Origin of the sequence: Methylobacterium sp. J-001, assembly GCF_022829565.1 — a bacterium.
Taxonomy (GTDB): Bacteria; Pseudomonadota; Alphaproteobacteria; order Rhizobiales; family Beijerinckiaceae; genus Methylobacterium.
This window is the reverse complement of sequence record NZ_JAKSYN010000197.1, coordinates 35,326-50,962: the sequence shown is the minus strand read 5'-3', so window position 1 is coordinate 50,962 and position 15,637 is coordinate 35,326. Positions and strand designations below refer to the sequence as shown.

The 15,637-nt window shown below is 66.6% G+C and carries 16 protein-coding genes; all 16 read right to left on the bottom strand.

Features of this window, described 5'->3' with window-relative positions; genetic code table 11:
* Window positions 1-3 precede the first annotated feature (3 nt).
* Entirely contained in the window at window positions 4-612 is a 609-nt protein-coding gene (gene plsY / locus MKK65_RS24000; protein ID WP_409565491.1) for a glycerol-3-phosphate 1-O-acyltransferase PlsY, read from the bottom strand.
* Window positions 609-1,913: a dihydroorotase gene (locus tag MKK65_RS23995; protein ID WP_243960499.1), complete on the bottom strand. Its 1,305-nt coding sequence runs from the start codon at window positions 1,911-1,913 to the stop codon at window positions 609-611. The genes plsY and MKK65_RS23995 overlap by 4 nt, the downstream gene beginning before the upstream one ends.
* A complete protein-coding gene (gene hisF, locus MKK65_RS23990) occupies window positions 1,910-2,713 on the bottom strand; it encodes an imidazole glycerol phosphate synthase subunit HisF (protein ID WP_243960498.1) in 804 nt (267 codons plus the stop codon). Before hisF ends, MKK65_RS23995 begins: the two co-directional genes overlap by 4 nt.
* Window positions 2,714-2,731: 18 nt before the next feature.
* A complete protein-coding gene (locus MKK65_RS23985) occupies window positions 2,732-3,202 on the bottom strand; it encodes a DUF29 domain-containing protein (protein WP_243960497.1) in 471 nt (156 codons plus the stop codon).
* A 40-nt stretch (window positions 3,203-3,242) separates the two neighbouring features.
* Entirely contained in the window at window positions 3,243-3,986 is a 744-nt protein-coding gene (hisA, locus tag MKK65_RS23980) for a 1-(5-phosphoribosyl)-5-[(5-phosphoribosylamino)methylideneamino]imidazole-4-carboxamide isomerase (RefSeq protein ID WP_243960496.1), read from the bottom strand.
* A 37-nt stretch (window positions 3,987-4,023) separates the two neighbouring features.
* Window positions 4,024-4,683 carry an imidazole glycerol phosphate synthase subunit HisH gene (gene hisH / locus MKK65_RS23975; RefSeq protein ID WP_243960495.1) on the bottom strand — a complete coding sequence of 220 codons (660 nt, stop codon included), beginning with the start codon at window positions 4,681-4,683 and terminating at the stop codon, window positions 4,024-4,026.
* A 22-nt stretch (window positions 4,684-4,705) separates the two neighbouring features.
* Window positions 4,706-5,191: a DUF2628 domain-containing protein gene (locus MKK65_RS23970; RefSeq protein ID WP_243960494.1), complete on the bottom strand. Its 486-nt coding sequence runs from the start codon at window positions 5,189-5,191 to the stop codon at window positions 4,706-4,708.
* Between the two features lie 69 nt (window positions 5,192-5,260).
* Window positions 5,261-5,848 carry an imidazoleglycerol-phosphate dehydratase HisB gene (gene hisB, locus MKK65_RS23965; protein WP_243960493.1) on the bottom strand — a complete coding sequence of 196 codons (588 nt, stop codon included), beginning with the start codon at window positions 5,846-5,848 and terminating at the stop codon, window positions 5,261-5,263.
* Window positions 5,849-5,933: 85 nt separating this feature from the next.
* Window positions 5,934-6,809 (bottom strand): S-methyl-5'-thioadenosine phosphorylase, encoded by an 876-nt coding sequence (locus MKK65_RS23960; RefSeq protein ID WP_243960492.1) that lies wholly within the window; start codon window positions 6,807-6,809, stop codon window positions 5,934-5,936.
* Window positions 6,810-7,087: 278 nt separating this feature from the next.
* Entirely contained in the window at window positions 7,088-7,996 is a 909-nt protein-coding gene (locus MKK65_RS23955) for a cytochrome c1 (protein WP_243960546.1), read from the bottom strand.
* 13 nt (window positions 7,997-8,009) lie between these two features.
* Window positions 8,010-9,296: a cytochrome b gene (locus MKK65_RS23950; RefSeq protein ID WP_243960491.1), complete on the bottom strand. Its 1,287-nt coding sequence runs from the start codon at window positions 9,294-9,296 to the stop codon at window positions 8,010-8,012.
* 13 nt (window positions 9,297-9,309) lie between these two features.
* Window positions 9,310-9,888 carry a ubiquinol-cytochrome c reductase iron-sulfur subunit gene (petA, locus tag MKK65_RS23945; RefSeq protein ID WP_058190338.1) on the bottom strand — a complete coding sequence of 193 codons (579 nt, stop codon included), beginning with the start codon at window positions 9,886-9,888 and terminating at the stop codon, window positions 9,310-9,312.
* A 203-nt stretch (window positions 9,889-10,091) separates the two neighbouring features.
* Window positions 10,092-11,957, bottom strand: coding sequence for an ABC transporter ATP-binding protein (locus MKK65_RS23940; protein ID WP_243960490.1), 1,866 nt, complete (start codon window positions 11,955-11,957; stop codon window positions 10,092-10,094).
* A gap of 170 nt (window positions 11,958-12,127) precedes the next feature.
* Window positions 12,128-12,709 carry an AprI/Inh family metalloprotease inhibitor gene (locus MKK65_RS23935; RefSeq protein WP_058190336.1) on the bottom strand — a complete coding sequence of 194 codons (582 nt, stop codon included), beginning with the start codon at window positions 12,707-12,709 and terminating at the stop codon, window positions 12,128-12,130.
* A gap of 166 nt (window positions 12,710-12,875) precedes the next feature.
* On the bottom strand, window positions 12,876-13,700 hold the full coding sequence (locus MKK65_RS23930) for a succinate dehydrogenase iron-sulfur subunit (RefSeq protein WP_058190335.1): 825 nt from the start codon (window positions 13,698-13,700) through the stop codon (window positions 12,876-12,878).
* A 93-nt stretch (window positions 13,701-13,793) separates the two neighbouring features.
* Window positions 13,794-15,611 (bottom strand): succinate dehydrogenase flavoprotein subunit, encoded by a 1,818-nt coding sequence (gene sdhA, locus MKK65_RS23925; protein WP_243960489.1) that lies wholly within the window; start codon window positions 15,609-15,611, stop codon window positions 13,794-13,796.
* Between the last annotated feature and the right edge of the window lie 26 nt (window positions 15,612-15,637).

Genomic DNA, 15,637 nt, shown 5'->3' with positions numbered 1-15,637 from the left:
CGCTCACCCCTTCTGGCCGATGCGCCCCTCGCTGCCGGCCACGAGTCGCCGGATATTGGGAGCGTGCTTCCACCATAGCAGCAGCCCGAGCAGCAGGAACAGCAGAGCTTGCGTCGGCGCCCCAAGCGCCCACAGCACCAACGGCGTGGCCGCGGAGGCCGCCAGGGCGGCGAGCGACGAGTATTTCAGCGCGAAGGCGAGGCCGAGCCAGATCGCCGCGAAGGCCGCTAGCGCCGGCGGGCTGAAGGCCAGCAGCACGCCGATAAAGGTCGCCACCCCCTTGCCGCCCTTGAAGCCGAGCCAGACTGGGAAGAGATGGCCGAGAAAAGCCCCGAGCCCAGCGGCCAGGGCCGGGCCCTCGCCGAGGAACTGCCGGGCGATCAGCACCGCCGCTGTCCCCTTGAGCGCGTCACCGAGCAGGGTGGCCGCCGCGAGACCCTTGCGGCCGGTGCGCAGCACGTTGGTGGCGCCGATATTGCCCGAGCCGATCGCCCGAACGTCCCCCAACCCGGCGAAGCGCGTCAGGATCAGCCCGAACGGGATCGAGCCCAGGGCATAGCCGAGGGCGAGGCCGCCGAGAGCGGCCGGCGTCGCAACGTCCGGGGGCATCATGCCGCCGCCGCCAGATCGTCGATCGCGTGAACGATTCGGCCGTCAACCAGCGTCAGGACCGCGGCGCCTTGGAGCCGTGCCTCGTCGAAGGGCGAGTTCTTGGAACGCGACTTCAGCCGGCGCTTATCGAGCACGTAGGGTAGATCCGGATCGATCAGCACAAGGTCGGCCGGGGCGCCGACCGCGAGCCGGCCGGCCTCACGCCCGAGGATCCGGGCGGGGTTCACGGTCAGCGCCGCAATCAGCTTGTTCAGCGCGAGGTCGCCGGTATGGACCAGGCGCAGGGACGCGCCGAGCAGGGTCTCGATGCCGAGGGCACCGTCAGCTGCCTCCGCGAAGGGCAGGCGCTTGGTCTCGACATCCTGCGGGTTGTGGTCCGAGACGACCACGTCGATCACGCCCTCGTCGAGCGCCCGGACCATGGCGTGCCGATCGGCCTCGTCGCGGAGCGGCGGCGACAGCCGGCAGAAGGTGCGGTAATGGCCGATATCGTTCTCGTTCAGCACGAGGTTGTTGACCGAGACGCCGCATGTCACCGGTAGGCCGTCCTGCTTGGCCCGGCGTACGATCTCCACCGAATCGGCGGTCGAGATCATCGCTGCGTGGTAGCGGGCGCCGGTCAGACGCACGAGGCGGATGTCGCGCTCCAGCATGACGGTCTCGGCCTCTCGGGGAATGCCCATCAGCCCGAGGCGCGAGGCGAGTTCGCCCTCGTTCATCACGCCCTCGGCCACGAGGTCGGCATCCTCGACATGCTGCATCAGCAGGGCATCGAAATCCCGCGCGTAGGTCAGGGCGCGGCGCATCACCTGGGCGTTCGCGACGGCGTGGAGACCATCCGTGAACGCCACGGCACCCGCTTCCTTGAGCAGGCCGAACTCGGTCATCTCCTTGCCGGCCAACCCCTTGGTGATCGCGGCAGCGGGAAGGACATGGACGCAGGCGGTATCGCGGGCGCGGCGGAGGACAAAATCCACGATCGCCGGCCCGTCGATCACAGGGTTGGTGTCCGGCATGCAGACAAGCGTGGTCACCCCGCCCGCCGCCGCTGCGGCGCTCGCGGAGGCCAGGGTCTCCCGATGCTCAGCCCCCGGCTCGCCCACGAAGGCACGCATGTCGATCAACCCCGGGCTGAGGACCCGGCCGCGGCAATCAATGACGGTGGTCTCCGCCGGGGCTCCGGGGGCGGCGCCTTCGGCGATGTCGGCGATGCGGCCGCCGCGCACCAGCACGGCGCCGCGCGACTCACGGCCCGTCACCGGATCGAGAAGGGTCGCGTTGGCCAGAAGGGTGCTGCTCACAGGGGCGCTCTCGCTGATGATGCCGGACCGTCGAGACGCATGGCGAGGCCGGAAGCCGCCATATGGGCCTTCGCCTCCGCGATCGTCGCCTGCCCGAAATGAAAGATCGAAGCCGCCAGAACCGCACTGGCGCCGCCCTGGGCCACGCCGGCCACGAGGTCGTCGAGGCCGCCCACCCCGCCCGAGGCGATCACCGGGACGCTCACGGCGTCGCTGATCGCCCGCGTCAGCGCGAGGTCGTAGCCGGAGCGGGTGCCGTCTTTGTCCATGGAGGTGACCAACAGCTCGCCTGCGCCCTTCTCGGCCACAAGACGAGCGAAGGCGACGGCGTCGATCCCGGTTGGGTCGCGGCCGCCATGAGTAAAGATTTTCCAGCGCGCTGGCGCATCGGGGCCGGAGACCCGCTTGGCATCAATCGCCACGACGATGCACTGCGCGCCGAACTTTTCCGCCGCCCGGGCGACGAGGTCCGGGTTCGTCACGGCCGCGGTGTTGATCGCCACCTTGTCGGCGCCGGCGAGCAGAAGCGCCCGAACGTCCTCGACGGTGCGTACGCCGCCGCCGACGGTGAGCGGCATGAAGCAAGCTTCTGCGGTCCGGCTGACGATGTCGAGGAGCGTGCCCCGAGCTTCGCGGCTCGCGGTGATGTCGAGGAAGCACAGCTCGTCGGCCCCAGCCGCATCATAGACCTTGGCCGCCTCAACGGGATCGCCGGCGTCACGCAGTCCCTCGAAACGGACGCCCTTCACGACGCGGCCGTCCTTCACGTCGAGGCAGGGGATGATGCGGGTTTTCAGCACGGTCCCTCGGCGGTCCGGTCAGGATTCAGGGTCGATCGCGAATGGGCGATCCATGATGTCCTGATAGGTGTAGGAACAGGCCTCTGTGAAGCGCTTCCGCAGCAGACCGGTCTCTTTCGCGACTTCGAGGCGGGCGCGGCGGTAGGCTTTCTCGATGGCTTCGCTCAAGCGAGCCTTCACCCCTGGGCTTTCGTCCAACTCATCAAGCGCATGGACGCGATGCGACGCGATTGAGATCGCCCAGCTGCGGGTGTGTTTCGCGGGCTGGTGGTCGACCTTAAGCACGTGCACCGGCACCACGCGCAGAGGACTGACCAGGCTCGTGAACTGGCTCCTGTCTAAGCTCTCGATCTCCTCGGCAAGATTCTCACGGCCGAGGCCTGGAAGGTCGCCAGCGCGCAAACGAGTGCTCTGCGCCTGCGGCCAGGTATAAAAATCGTCCTCGTAGGCCGTGCCAGCTGGGGATGTCCGGGTCTTCAACGTCGTCATCGAAGCCTCCCGAGTCGACGTGCCCCGAGGGGCAAGCCTATCACGCCGCCGGGCCGCGCGTCTGTGCGATCGCAGCCAGCGCTGCCTGTGGATCGATCCGGCCGTCGTAAAGTGCCCGACCGGTGATAGCGCCGGCGATCAGTGCGCAATCAGGCTGAAGCAGCCGGTGCACGTCGTCGATGGAGGCGAGGCCACCCGAGGCGATCACTGGGATGCGAACAGCCTGCGCCAACGCCAAGGTCATCTCAACGTTGAGGCCCTTCAGGATGCCGTCTCGGGCGATGTCGGTGTAGATAATCGCGGCGACGCCCGCGTCCTCGAAGCGGCGGCCGAGTTCTTCGGCGGTCATGCTGGACGTCTGTGCCCAGCCCTCGACGGCGACACGTCCATCCTTCGCATCGATGCCCACGGCGATCTTGCCGGGATGCAAGCGCGCCGCCTCTCGGACGAAGCCGGGATCGCGCACGGCGGCGGTGCCGATGATCACCCGGGCGACGCCCTTCGCAAGCCAGCCCTCGAGCGTCTTCATTTCACGGATGCCGCCGCCGAGTTGGACCGGGATTCCGACCCGGGCGAGAATCGCATCCACAGCGGTTGCGTTGCGCGGTGCCCCTGCGAAGGCGCCGTCAAGATCGACGACGTGGAGCCAGGGGAAACCTTGCTCCTCAAAAGTTGCGGCCTGCGCGGCCGGATCGTCGCCGAAGATCTTGGCCTGTGCCATGTCCCCCTGGATGAGGCGGACGCAGCGTCCCTCTTTCAGGTCGATCGCCGGGTACAGGATCACGCGTTCTGTCTTTCTTCTTACCGAAGTCGGAGGCCGCTCAGGGGCGCCAGTTCAAAAAGTTCGTGATGAGCGCCAGGCCAAGGCGCTGGCTCTTCTCGGGATGGAACTGCGTGCCGGCAATGTTGCCGCGGGCGACCATCGCGGTCACTGGACCACCATAGTCCGCCTGCGCCACCACGTCGTCCGAATGCTCGGCCGAAAGCGCGAAGCTGTGCACGAAGTAAGCGTGCAGTCCGCCCTCGCCGATGGGAATATGAGCCAGCAACGCGTGGTCGCGAGCGATGCGCAGCGTGTTCCAGCCCATATGGGGGATCTTGAGCGTCGGGTCGGATGGCCGGATCGGCGCGACATCGCCCGGAATCCAGCCGAGGCCCGGTGTGGTCTCGTATTCGAGGCCCCGGCTCGCAAGCAACTGCATACCCACGCAGATACCGAGGAACGGACGCCCCGCCCCTTGTGCCACCTGGGTCATCGCTTCGACCATGCCTGGGACGCCGTCGAGCCCACGCCGACAATCGGCATAGGCGCCGACACCCGGCAGCACGACCCGGTCGGCAGCTGCGACCACCTCCGGGTCGGAGGTCAGGCAGATACGCGTGTCGAGTCCGCCCTCCCGGGCGGCGCGCTCGAACGCCTTGGCCGCAGAATGGAGGTTGCCCGACCCATAATCGATAATCGCGACCGTCTCGGTGCTCATGCGCGTCTCGACCGGACAGACATCACCGAGCGACTGCTTGAGCGGGGAACAAGCCGATGACCGGCTCGGTGCGCCGAGCGGGACCAGCCGGGAACGGCGCACGCGGTACCGCGGCGGTGGAATCGAGCCAACGGCCCAGCGCCCGGGCTTCGGCCTCCTCCGGGGTGGCGGCGATGACGGCATCGCGCGTCGGCCATCCCCGACGAGACAGCGTCCAGCGGCGCAGGCTGGACGCTTCGAGACCGATCAGCACCGAGGCCAGCAGGGTGACGATCGTGGCGATGCCGGGCGGTAATCCGAGCGTGTGGCCGAGTGCAGCCAGCCCCAGCAGGCCGGCGAGGACGATCAACGCAGCGATCCAGAGACGATGGAACAGAAACCACAACACGGTGAACGCGAAGGCCGACCAAGAGAAACCGTCCGGTACGAGCACGGCCCGGTCGAGACCAATGGACTCGCCCGGCCGCGCATCGGTCGGCAGGTGGAGCGTGTAGCTGCGCATCCGCATCGCGGGACTCCCGGTGTAAGCGTTCGCCGACGGTCAAAACCACCCGCGGGAGCGCCAAGAAACGATGGTCTACAGGGAGCCCTTCGTAGAGGGAACGCGTCCCTCCTCGCGTGGGTCGATCGCCACCGCCTTCCGCAAGGCGCGGGCCAAGCCCTTGAAGCAGCTCTCGGCGATGTGGTGGGCGTTGTCGCCGTACAGGGTCTCGACGTGCAGGGTCAGCCCGGCATTCATCGCAAAGGCCTGGAACCACTCGCGCACCAACTCGGTGTCGAACTGCCCGATCTTCTCCACTCGGAAGGTGGTACGGAACACGAGGAACGGCCGGCCCGAGATGTCGACGCAGACCCGGGTCAGCGCCTCATCCATCGGCAGGTGGATGTCGGCGTAGCGCGTCACGCCGCGCTTGTCGCCGAGCGCCTTGGCGAAGGCTTGGCCCAGCGCGATGCCGCAATCCTCGGCGGAATGATGCTGATCGATATGCAGGTCGCCATCGACCCTGACCTCCAGGTCGAACAGGCCGTGCCGGGCGAACAGGTCCAGCATGTGGTCAAGGAAGCCGATGCCGGTGGCGATCTTCGACTGCCCGGTCCCGTCGAGCCCGACGCTGACCGCGATATCGGTCTCGGCGGTCTTCCGGCTGATGGAGGCGCTGCGCATTTTTTCGGACTTCGCGTCGGGGGCGGCCGGAGCCGCGAGCGCTTTCTAGTGTGAGTTTCTCGGGAATGGAAAGGGTGAAGCCGACCTATCCCTGAAGCACGCGGCCGGCCACCGCATCGAGCTTGGCGAGCAACTGCGGATCGCGGGCGGTCGGCGCGGTCATGATCGCACCGTCGAGCGCCCGGTGCGAGCCCGCCGGGCAGGCCTCGCGCTCGGCCGGGAAGTCGCGGGCGAGCCGCGCCACCAGCCGGGCCGCCGTGTCGGCATTGGTCCGGGCCACCGCGATCACCGCCGCGACGTCCACGGCATCGTGGCCGGGGTGCCAGCAATCGTAGTCGGTCACCATGGCGATGGTCGCGTAGGTGATCTCCGCCTCGCGGGCGAGCTTGGCCTCAGGCATGTTGGTCATGCCGATCACGTCGAAGCCCTGCGCCTTGTAGGCCCGGGACTCGGCGAGCGAGGAGAATTGCGGGCCGTCCATGCAGACATAGGTGCCGCCGCGATGGACTGCGATGTCCTCCGCCTGGGCGGCGTTGGCCATCCGCGCCTGCAGCCCCGGGCCGACCGGGTGGGCGAGCGAGACGTGGGCAACGCAGCCGTCGCCGAAGAACGAGGAGGCCCGCCCGTGGGTGCGGTCGACGAACTGGTCGACCAACACGAACAGGCCAGGGGGCAGCTCCTCGCGGAACGACCCACAGGCGGAGAGCGCCACGAGGTCGGTGACGCCGGCCCGCTTCAGCGCGTCGATATTGGCGCGATAGTTGATACCGGACGGCGACAGCCGATGGCCGCGCCCGTGCCGGGCGAGGAACACGACTTTGGTCTCGCCGATCCGCCCGATGCGCAGCGCATCCGAGGGCTCACCCCAGGGTGAGGCGACGCGCTCCTCACGCACGTCCTCGAGCCCGGGCAGATCGTAGACACCCGATCCGCCCATCACCCCGAGCACCGCTGCCGTCATGCCGCTTCCCTTCGTGCGCTACATTCGATCCACCACCTCATCCTGAGGTGCCGGAGCGAAGCGGAGGCCTCGAAAGGAGACATCCGGAACCCGCGGCGATCCTTGAATCTCCATTCGACGCCTGCGACAGCAGGCACCTCAAGAAGAGGTGCTCGGACGGGATCGGTGTCGCCGGGAGGCCGGCGGCCGCGTTCACGGAGCGGTAGCACAGGGACCCAGCCCAAAAAAGGTGGGCCCCCCGAAGGAGGCCCACCCGGCGCAACCGATGCTAAGCTGGCTCAGAACGTCTTGTGCAGCTCTGGCTGAAGGCCATGGACCTCGCCGCCGACATCGGCCCAGACCTTCTTCTTCACGTAGTAGAGCAACCCCGACAGGATGATCAGGAACAGGATCACCCGGAAGCCCAGGGCCTTGCGGTCCATCATGTGCGGCTCGGCCGCCCACATCAGGAAGGCCGCGACGTCCTTGCCGTACTGGTCCACCGTTTCCGGCACCACAGGCTGGCCGTCATCGCCCTTGGGGTAGGTCACTTGCCCATCGGTGATCGGGGGCGGCATCGCGATGATGTGCCCGGGATAGTATTTGTTGTAGTGGCCGCCGTCGGGCACCGAAAAGTCCTTCGGAGCCTCTTCGTAGCCGTTGAGCAGGGCGTGGATGTAGTCGGGACCCTGCTCCGAGTAGCCGACGAACGGCAGCCAGTCGGTCAGGAAGTACAACGAACCGCGCGAAAAAGTCCGCGCCTTGGCGATCACCGAAAAGTCGGGCGGCGCCTTACCACCATTGGCGGCCGCCGCGGCCTGATCGTTCGGGAAGGGCGGCGGGAACGTGTCAGCTGGCCGTCCGGGCCGGTCGAACATCTCGCCGGAATCGTTCGGGCCGTCCTTGACCTGATAGGTCGCGGCCAGAGCCTTGACCTGCGCAGCGGAGAAATCCGGGCCGCCATCCTGCGCGAGGTTGCGGAAGGCGACCAGCTTCATCGAATGACAGGCGGAGCAGACCTCCTTGTAGACTTGGAATCCGCGCTGCAGTTGCGCGGTGTCGAAGCGGCCAAAGGTGCCTGCGAAGCTCCAGTTGATCCGCCCCGGGATCGGGCCGCCATGCCCCTCCTGGGCGGAGGCTGGTGCCGCCCCGGTGAGCAGAGCCGCGATAGCGAAGGCGGCGGTGGTCGAGAGGACGTGACGCATCATCATGGTCCTGCCGTCAGCCCTTGGTGATCGGAGCGGCGGCGGCACCCGCCGGCATGCCGGATCCGCTCACCTGTTTGCCCGGCCCGGTGACGCTTTCCAGGATCGAAGCCGGCAGCGCCTTCGGTGTCTCGAAGAGGCCGCAGAGCGGCATGACGATCAGGAAGTGGGCGAAGTAGTAGGCCGTGCAGATCTGGGAGGCGAGGACGTAGCCGCCCTCCGGGGGCTGGGATCCGAGCCAGCCCAGGAGGAAGGTCGCGCCGATGAACACCCAGAAGAACTGACGGTAGATCGGCCGGTAGTTGCAGGAGCGCACCCGGGACCAATCGAGCCACGGCGCGAAGGCCAGGATGATCACCGCGGAGAACATCAGGATCACGCCGCCGAGCTTGCTCGGGACCGCCCGCAGGATCGCGTAGAACGGCAGGAAGTACCATTCGGGCACGATATGCGCCGGCGTCACCGCCGGGTTGGCCGCGATGTAGTTGTCGGCGTGGCCCAGGTAGTTCGGCTGGAAGAACAGGAACCACGAGAACAGGATCATGAACACGCAGGTTGCGAACACGTCCTTCACGGTGGCGTAGGGGGTGAACGGCACCGCGTCCTTGCCCGACTTGATCGGGATGCCGGCCGGGTTGTTCTGGCCAGTAACGTGCAGCGCCCAGACGTGCAGCATGACGACGCCGGCGATCATCCAGGGCAATAGGTAGTGCAGCGAGAAGAACCGGTTCACGGTCGGATTACCCACCGAGTAGCCGCCCCAGAGCAGCGTCTGGATGGTGTCGCCGACCACCGGGATCGCCGCCAGGATATTGGTGATGACGGTGGCGCCCCAGAAGCTCATCTGGCCCCAGGGCAGCGTGTAGCCGAGGAACGCGGTGGCCATCATCAGCAGGTAGATGATGACGCCGAGAATATAGAGCACCTCGCGCGGGGCCTTGTAGGACCCGTAATACAGCGCCCGGAACATGTGGACGTAGACCGCCACGAAGAACATCGACGCGCCGTTGGCGTGCGCGTAGCGCAGCAGCCAGCCGTAATTCACGTCGCGCATGATCTTTTCGACGGAATTGAACGCGCCCGTCGCCGACGGCTCGTAGTGCATCGCCAGCCAGACGCCGGTGATGATCTGGATCCCCAGAAAGGCTGCCAGGATCGCCCCGAAGGTCCAGAAATAGTTGAGGTTCCGGGGGACCGGGTAGGCGATGAAGGACGAGTGCACGAGGCCGGCGATCGGCAGCCGGGCCTCGAACCACTTGGCGACGCGGCTTTTCGGGACGTAGGTGCTGGCAGTTCCGCTCATGTCCGCGTCCCTCTTACGCCGCTTCTTTGCCGCCCTCGCCGATCCGGATCTTGGTCTCCGTCTCGAAGGCATAGGGTGGGATCGGCAGGTTGATGGGGGCCGGCCCATGGCGAACGCGCCCGACCGCGTCGAACTGCGAGCCATGACAGGGACAGGCCCAGCCCTCGAAGTTGCCCTGGTGGCCGATCGGCACGCAGCCGAGATGCGTGCAGTTGCCGTAGACGACGAGCCACTGGTCATGGCCGTTCTTGACCCGGGTCGGGAAGGCCGCCGGATCGATCATCGCCGAGAGCGGGACCGCCTGCATGTCGGTCACCTCCTTCGCCGTCAGTTTGCGAACGAAGATTAGCTTGCCGCGCCAGAACACATTGACGATCTGGCCGTCCTGGATCGGGGTCAGGTCGACGTCGATGGGCGCGCCGGCCGCGATCGTTTCGGCGTCGGGCGCCATGGACGAGATCAGCGGCCAGACCACGGACCCCGCGCCGACCGCAAGAGCGGCACCGGTCGCGAGGAACAGGAAGTCACGGCGGCTCCCATCCGGAGAGCTGCCATCCCGGGTGCCGGGGGTGGTGGCGGAGGTGGTCGCCAAGATTCGGAACTCCGTGCGTTGGCGTGAGGGCCGCAGGTGCCCTGCCCTGATGTCCCGGCCGGGCCGCGATCAAAGCATTATCGTTCTAATCTGAGCAATGAGACCGTCTGCCACCCCCAAGTCAAGTTGCTAACCGGGGCCGCGCGACCGCGTTAGGTCACGATCGTTGTCATATGTTGCCGAATGCCGCTGCGGCTGCGCGGCTACGCCACGGCGCTGTCGAGTCGGGTCGTGCCGCCGTCCAGGAATCCGCCGGATTGCCGGGCCCACAGGCCCGCATAGATACCGCCGAGAGCCACCAGTTGGGTATGGGTCCCTTCCTCGACGATGCGGCCGCGATCGATGACCACGAGGCGGTCCAGAGCCGCGATCGTGGACAGGCGATGGGCGATCGCCACCACGGTCTTGCCGGCCATCAGCGTATCGAGGGAGTCCTGGATTGCCGCCTCGACTTCGCTGTCCAAGGCTGACGTTGCCTCGTCGAGGATCAGGATCGGCGCATCCTTGAGCATCACCCGGGCGATGGCGATGCGCTGGCGCTGCCCACCGGAGAGCTTCACGCCGCGCTCCCCCACCTGCGCGTCGTAGCCCCGGCGCCCCTTGTGGTCGACGAGGTCGGCGATGAACTGGTCGGCATGGGCAAGCCGAGCGGCGTGCTCGATCTGCTCCTGCGTGGCGTCCGGACGGCCGTAGCCGATGTTCTCGCGGATCGAACGATGCAGCAGTGAGGTGTCCTGGCTCACCATGGCGATGGCCTCACGCAGGGATTGCTGCGTCACCGTCGCGATGTCCTGGCCGTCGACCAAAATCCGCCCGGTTTCGACCTCGTAAAGACGCAGCAGCAGGCTTGCGAGGGTGGACTTGCCCGCTCCGCTGACGCCCACCAGTCCCACCTTCTCGCCGGGGCGGATCGTCAGGCTGAAATTCTCGATCACGGTGGCGTCGCCGCGGCCGTAATGGAATCCCACGGTCTCGAACCGGACCTCACCGCCAGCCACGATCAGGTCACGGGCCCCAGAGGCATCCACGAGCGCATGCGGCCGCGCCATGGTCTGCATGCTCTCTTGGATCACGCCGACATTCTCGAACACGCCCCGGACGGTCTGCATCACCCAACCGGACATGGCGATGAGCCGCAGGATCAGTGCGAGGCCTGCCGAGGCTTCGCCGGTGGTCATGCCACCGTCACGCCAGAGAATCACACAAGCGGCGCCGGTGGCGATCAGCAGCGTGCTGTTGAGGATTCCCAGAAGGCTCGTCGTCAGCGTCACCAGCCGGAACTGGTACAGGTAGGCGTCAGTATGGACTTCCACCGCATCGCGGACCGTTGCTCGCTCCTCGCGGTCGCGGGCGAAGAGCTTCACGGTCAGGATGTTCGTGTAGCTGTCGACGATGCGGCCGATCAGCACCGAGCGGGTGTCGGCAGTCTTGTGCGACCGGGCCCGAGCCCTGGGAACGAACCACGTCGTCAGAGCAGCATAGGCGCCGATCCAGACCAGCACCGGTAGGGCGAGCCAGGGTGAGATCGAGCCGAACAGGCCGACCGCCGTCACCGCATAGATCGCGACGTAGAGCAGCGTATCTATGAATACGACGGCCAACTCTCGCACTGCCGGGCCGACTTGCACGACGCGATTGGCTAGGCGGCCGGAGAAGTCGCCCTGAAAATACGAGAGGGAATGCCCGAGGGTATAGAGATGCGCTCGCCAGCGGATCTGGCTGGTCGATTGCGGCACGATGAGCTGGTTGGACAAAACTTCGTGCAGCCAGATGGAGACCGGTCGCACGAACGCGATCAGCAGGAACACGAGGCCGAGGCCAACCGCGTGGTCGGACAACACGGTTGTCCGATCAGCCGTGGCCAGCAGGTCGATGAACCAGCGCAAGACCAGGTAGAGCGAGGCCTCGACCGTCCCGGCCACCACAGCGATGACGAACAGCGCCACAAGCGCGATGCGGATCGGTTGTAAATAGAACCCAGCGAAGCCCAGAACCGTTCGCGGTGGGGTGCGCGTCTCGTCGAAGGGCGCGAACGGATCGACCCGGCGCTCAAGCCAATTCAAAAACATGTTTTTTGGGCGCACCACTTCGGGAAACCCTGATGTAAGCGAGGCGTCCCACCCGCCAAGCGCGCGCGGTCGTCGCGGCGCCGACCTTTCAGAAAATTTTCCTTATTTAGGGTGCGCGATACGTCCCGGAACGGGCAAGCCGGCTGGTTGCACAGCCGGGCGCTATGCTGTCAGCGCGCGAGAGCCAGAGTGGCGCCCGACTTGGTGAGCGCGCCATCGAGGGATCCGCTACCTTGGCGCAACCGTGCCGCCACGGTGCCGCCGGGCTGGTAAAGATACACCTCACCGTCGCGGAAATCCCAGGCCGAGACCCGCGCGAGGTCCTTGTTGGGGCAGCCGGAAGCCGAGGCCTTGTAGAGATCGAGGGCTGGCGCACTCGACAGGGTGACCTTGCAGCTCGCGCCGGTTGCGTCCTTGGCATCCCAGCTACCGACCACCGAGGCACGACCGCTGGTGACCACCGGCGGCGGCGGCGCTGGCGGCGCAACCGGCTCGGCGATGACCGTGGGGCTGTTGGACGCTGCATTGGCCTGGGCGCCAGGCGCGGGCGGCGCGTCGGGGCTGGCGGTCGCACCGGGCGGGGGCGCAAGCGGCGCCGCGGTTACGGTTCCTGACGGGACTGCCTGGACTGCGTCGAGCGAGGCTTGCGCGGGTGCCCGGGTCCTCGGACTCTCGAGACGGGTCGAGGCGCAGGCGCCGAGCGTGGCGCTCAGACAAAGGGCGGCGAAGGTCGGCAGGCTTGGGCGCAGCATCGGACCACTTCGGATCAGGCTTGGGGGCTGGCGCACTGGGCGCCTTGGACCCTGACTCGGTGTCAAATGCGCTGACCGCAAGGCGACGGTTCCCTCCGCAGCGGACTCCGCTGCGGACGGACGGCCTTTTCGTCCCGGTGTGGCCAGCGAGCCGCAGGTTCGGCTCTTAGACCACTCGCTCGACCATCATCTTCTTGATCTCAGCGATCGCCTTCGCTGGGTTCAGGCTCTTCGGGCAGGTGTTGGCGCAGTTCATGATCGTGTGGCAGCGGTAGAGCCGGAACGGGTCGTGTAAGGCATCGAGCCGGTCGCCGGTGTTCTCATCCCGCGAATCGATCAGCCAGCGATAGGCCTGAAGCAGGGCGGCCGGGCCGAGGAACTTGTCGCCATTCCACCAGTAGCTGGGGCACGACGTGCTGCAGCAGGCGCACAGGATGCACTCGTACAGGCCGTCGAGCTTCGACCGGTCCTCCGGCGTCTGACGCCACTCCTTCTCGGGAGCGGGCGTTTCGGTCTGGAGCCAGGGCTCGATCGCCGCATGCTGCGCGTAGAAGTTGGTGAGATCCGGGACGAGGTCCTTCAGCACCGGCATATGCGGCAGCGGATAGATCCGGACCGCGCCGTCCTTGTCCTTCCGAGACATCATCGGCAGGGCGTTGTCCGGGCTCTTGCACTCGTCGATGCCCATCGTGCAGGCCAGCGCGTTCTGGCCCTCGATGTTCATCGCGCAGGAGCCGCAAATGCCCTCGCGGCACGAGCGGCGGAAGACCAGAGTCGAGTCGACCTTGTTCTTGATCCACAATAGCGCGTCGAGAACCATCGGGCCGCAATCGTCGCGGTCGACCTGGTACGTGTCGATCCGTGGATTGGCCCCGTCATCCGGGTTCCACCGGTAGATCTTGAAGGTCTGCAGATTCTTGGCGCCGGGCGGCGGCGCCCAGGTGCGGCCCTGCGTGATCTGCGAGTTCTTCGGAAGGTTGAACTGAGCCATTGCGTTTATATCCGGCAATATCGGTCAGAACCGGAAACCGGTCTGGATGGATACGCACGACGCGGTCCGGCGCGCGTATCGGGAATACTAAATTCAGTACACCCGTGCTTTCGGCTCGATGTACTGGATCTCATTCGACATCGTGTAGGTATGCACCGGACGGTAATCGATGTTGACCTGGTGGCGACCCTCGTCGAGCCAGGAGAGGGTGTGCTTCATCCACTCTTTGTCATTGCGGTCGGGGAAGTCCTCGCGAGCATGAGCGCCTCGGGATTCCTTGCGGTTGGCGGCCGATTCCATGGTCACCACCGCCTGCCCGATCAGGTTGTCGAATTCGAGGGTTTCCAGGAGGTCGGTGTTCCAGATCATCGACCGATCGGTGATCTTCACGTCCGCGGCTGCGTTCCAGACCTTGTGGATCAGGCTCTTGCCCTCCTCCAGCACCTCGCCGGTGCGGAACACCGCGCAGTTGTTCTGCATGGTCTTCTGCATCTCCGAGCGCAGCTCCGCCGTCGGCGTCGAGCCGTTCGCGTGGCGGAAGCGATCCAGGCGTTCCAGCGCCTTATCGGTGGCGCCCTTGGGCAGTTCCTGGGCCCGGCCGTTCGGTTCGACGATCTCGGCGCAGCGCTTGCCGGCGGCGCGGCCGAACACCACGAGGTCGATCAGCGAGTTGGAGCCGAGGCGGTTGGCACCGTGGACCGACACGCAGGCCGCCTCGCCGATCGCCATCAGGCCCGGCACCACTGTGTCGGGATTGCCGTCCCGCAGGGTCAGCACCTCACCGTGATAGTTCGTGGGGATGCCGCCCATGTTGTAGTGCACGGTCGGGATGACCGGGATCGGCTCCTTGGTCACGTCGACGCCCGCGAAGATCTTGGCGGATTCGGAGATGCCCGGCAGGCGCTCGTGAAGGATCTTGGGGTCGAGGTGGTCGAGATGTAGGTAGATGTGATCCTTGTTCTTGCCTACACCGCGGCCGTCACGGATTTCCATCGTCATGGAGCGCGAGACCACGTCGCGCGAGGCAAGATCCTTGGCCGAGGGAGCATAGCGCTCCATGAAACGCTCGCCCTCGGAATTGGTCAGGTAGCCGCCCTCGCCGCGCGAGCCCTCGGTGATCAGGCAGCCGGCGCCGTAGATGCCAGTGGGGTGAAACTGCACGAACTCCATATCCTGGAGCGGGAGGCCGGCGCGCAGCACCATGGCGTTGCCGTCACCCGTGCAGGTATGCGCGGAGGTCGCCGAGAAGTAGGCGCGACCGTAGCCGCCGGTGGCCAGGATCGTCTGCTGGGCGCGGAACCGGTGGATCTCACCGGTGGCCTGGTCGAGGGCGATGACGCCCCGGCAGCGGCCATCCTCGTCCATGATCAGGTCCAGGGCAAAGTACTCGATGAAGAAATCGGTCTGATTCTTCACCGCCTGCCCATAGAGGGTGTGCAGCATGGCGTGGCCGGTACGGTCAGCCGCTGCGCAGGTCCGCTGGGCGGTACCCTTGCCGTAATCGGTTGTCATGCCGCCGAACGGGCGCTGGTAGATCTTGCCCTCGTCCGTGCGGGAGAAGGGCACGCCCCAATGCTCCAGCTCGTAGACCGCCGCGGGGGCGTTGCGCACGAGGTACTCGATGGCGTCCTGGTCGCCGAGCCAATCCGACCCCTTCACGGTATCGTACATGTGCCAGCGCCAATCGTCCGGACCCATGTTGCCGAGCGAGGCCGAGATGCCGCCCTGCGCCGCGACGGTATGCGAGCGGGTCGGAAACACCTTGGTGATGCAGGCGGTGCGCAGGCCGGCCTCCGAGCAGCCGACGGTCGCGCGCAGACCCGCGCCGCCGGCGCCGACGATCACGACGTCGAAGGCGTGGTCGTGGATGGTGTAGGCAGGCCCGCTGCCGTTGGTGCCATTGGCGGCCATGATCGGCTCCTCGAATTGCGTGATGG

What these genes read in the sequence shown, in the direction of transcription:
- MKK65_RS23950 (WP_243960491.1), bottom strand. Translation starts at nt 9,296, where the DNA reads ATGAGCGGAACTGCCAGCACCTACGTCCCGAAAAGCCGCGTCGCCAAG.
- MKK65_RS23985 (WP_243960497.1), bottom strand. Translation starts at nt 3,202, where the DNA reads ATGACGACGTTGAAGACCCGGACATCCCCAGCTGGCACGGCCTACGAG.
- hisH (WP_243960495.1), bottom strand. Translation starts at nt 4,683, where the DNA reads ATGAGCACCGAGACGGTCGCGATTATCGATTATGGGTCGGGCAACCTC.
- MKK65_RS23940 (WP_243960490.1), bottom strand. Translation starts at nt 11,957, where the DNA reads ATGTTTTTGAATTGGCTTGAGCGCCGGGTCGATCCGTTCGCGCCCTTC.
- hisB (WP_243960493.1), bottom strand. Translation starts at nt 5,848, where the DNA reads ATGCGCAGCGCCTCCATCAGCCGGAAGACCGCCGAGACCGATATCGCG.
- sdhA (WP_243960489.1), bottom strand. Translation starts at nt 15,611, where the DNA reads ATGGCCGCCAATGGCACCAACGGCAGCGGGCCTGCCTACACCATCCAC.
- MKK65_RS23960 (WP_243960492.1), bottom strand. Translation starts at nt 6,809, where the DNA reads ATGACGGCAGCGGTGCTCGGGGTGATGGGCGGATCGGGTGTCTACGAT.
- MKK65_RS23955 (WP_243960546.1), bottom strand. Translation starts at nt 7,996, where the DNA reads ATGATGCGTCACGTCCTCTCGACCACCGCCGCCTTCGCTATCGCGGCT.
- plsY (WP_409565491.1), bottom strand. Translation starts at nt 612, where the DNA reads ATGATGCCCCCGGACGTTGCGACGCCGGCCGCTCTCGGCGGCCTCGCC.
- MKK65_RS23930 (WP_058190335.1), bottom strand. Translation starts at nt 13,700, where the DNA reads ATGGCTCAGTTCAACCTTCCGAAGAACTCGCAGATCACGCAGGGCCGC.
- MKK65_RS23970 (WP_243960494.1), bottom strand. Translation starts at nt 5,191, where the DNA reads ATGCGGATGCGCAGCTACACGCTCCACCTGCCGACCGATGCGCGGCCG.
- MKK65_RS23935 (WP_058190336.1), bottom strand. Translation starts at nt 12,709, where the DNA reads ATGCTGCGCCCAAGCCTGCCGACCTTCGCCGCCCTTTGTCTGAGCGCC.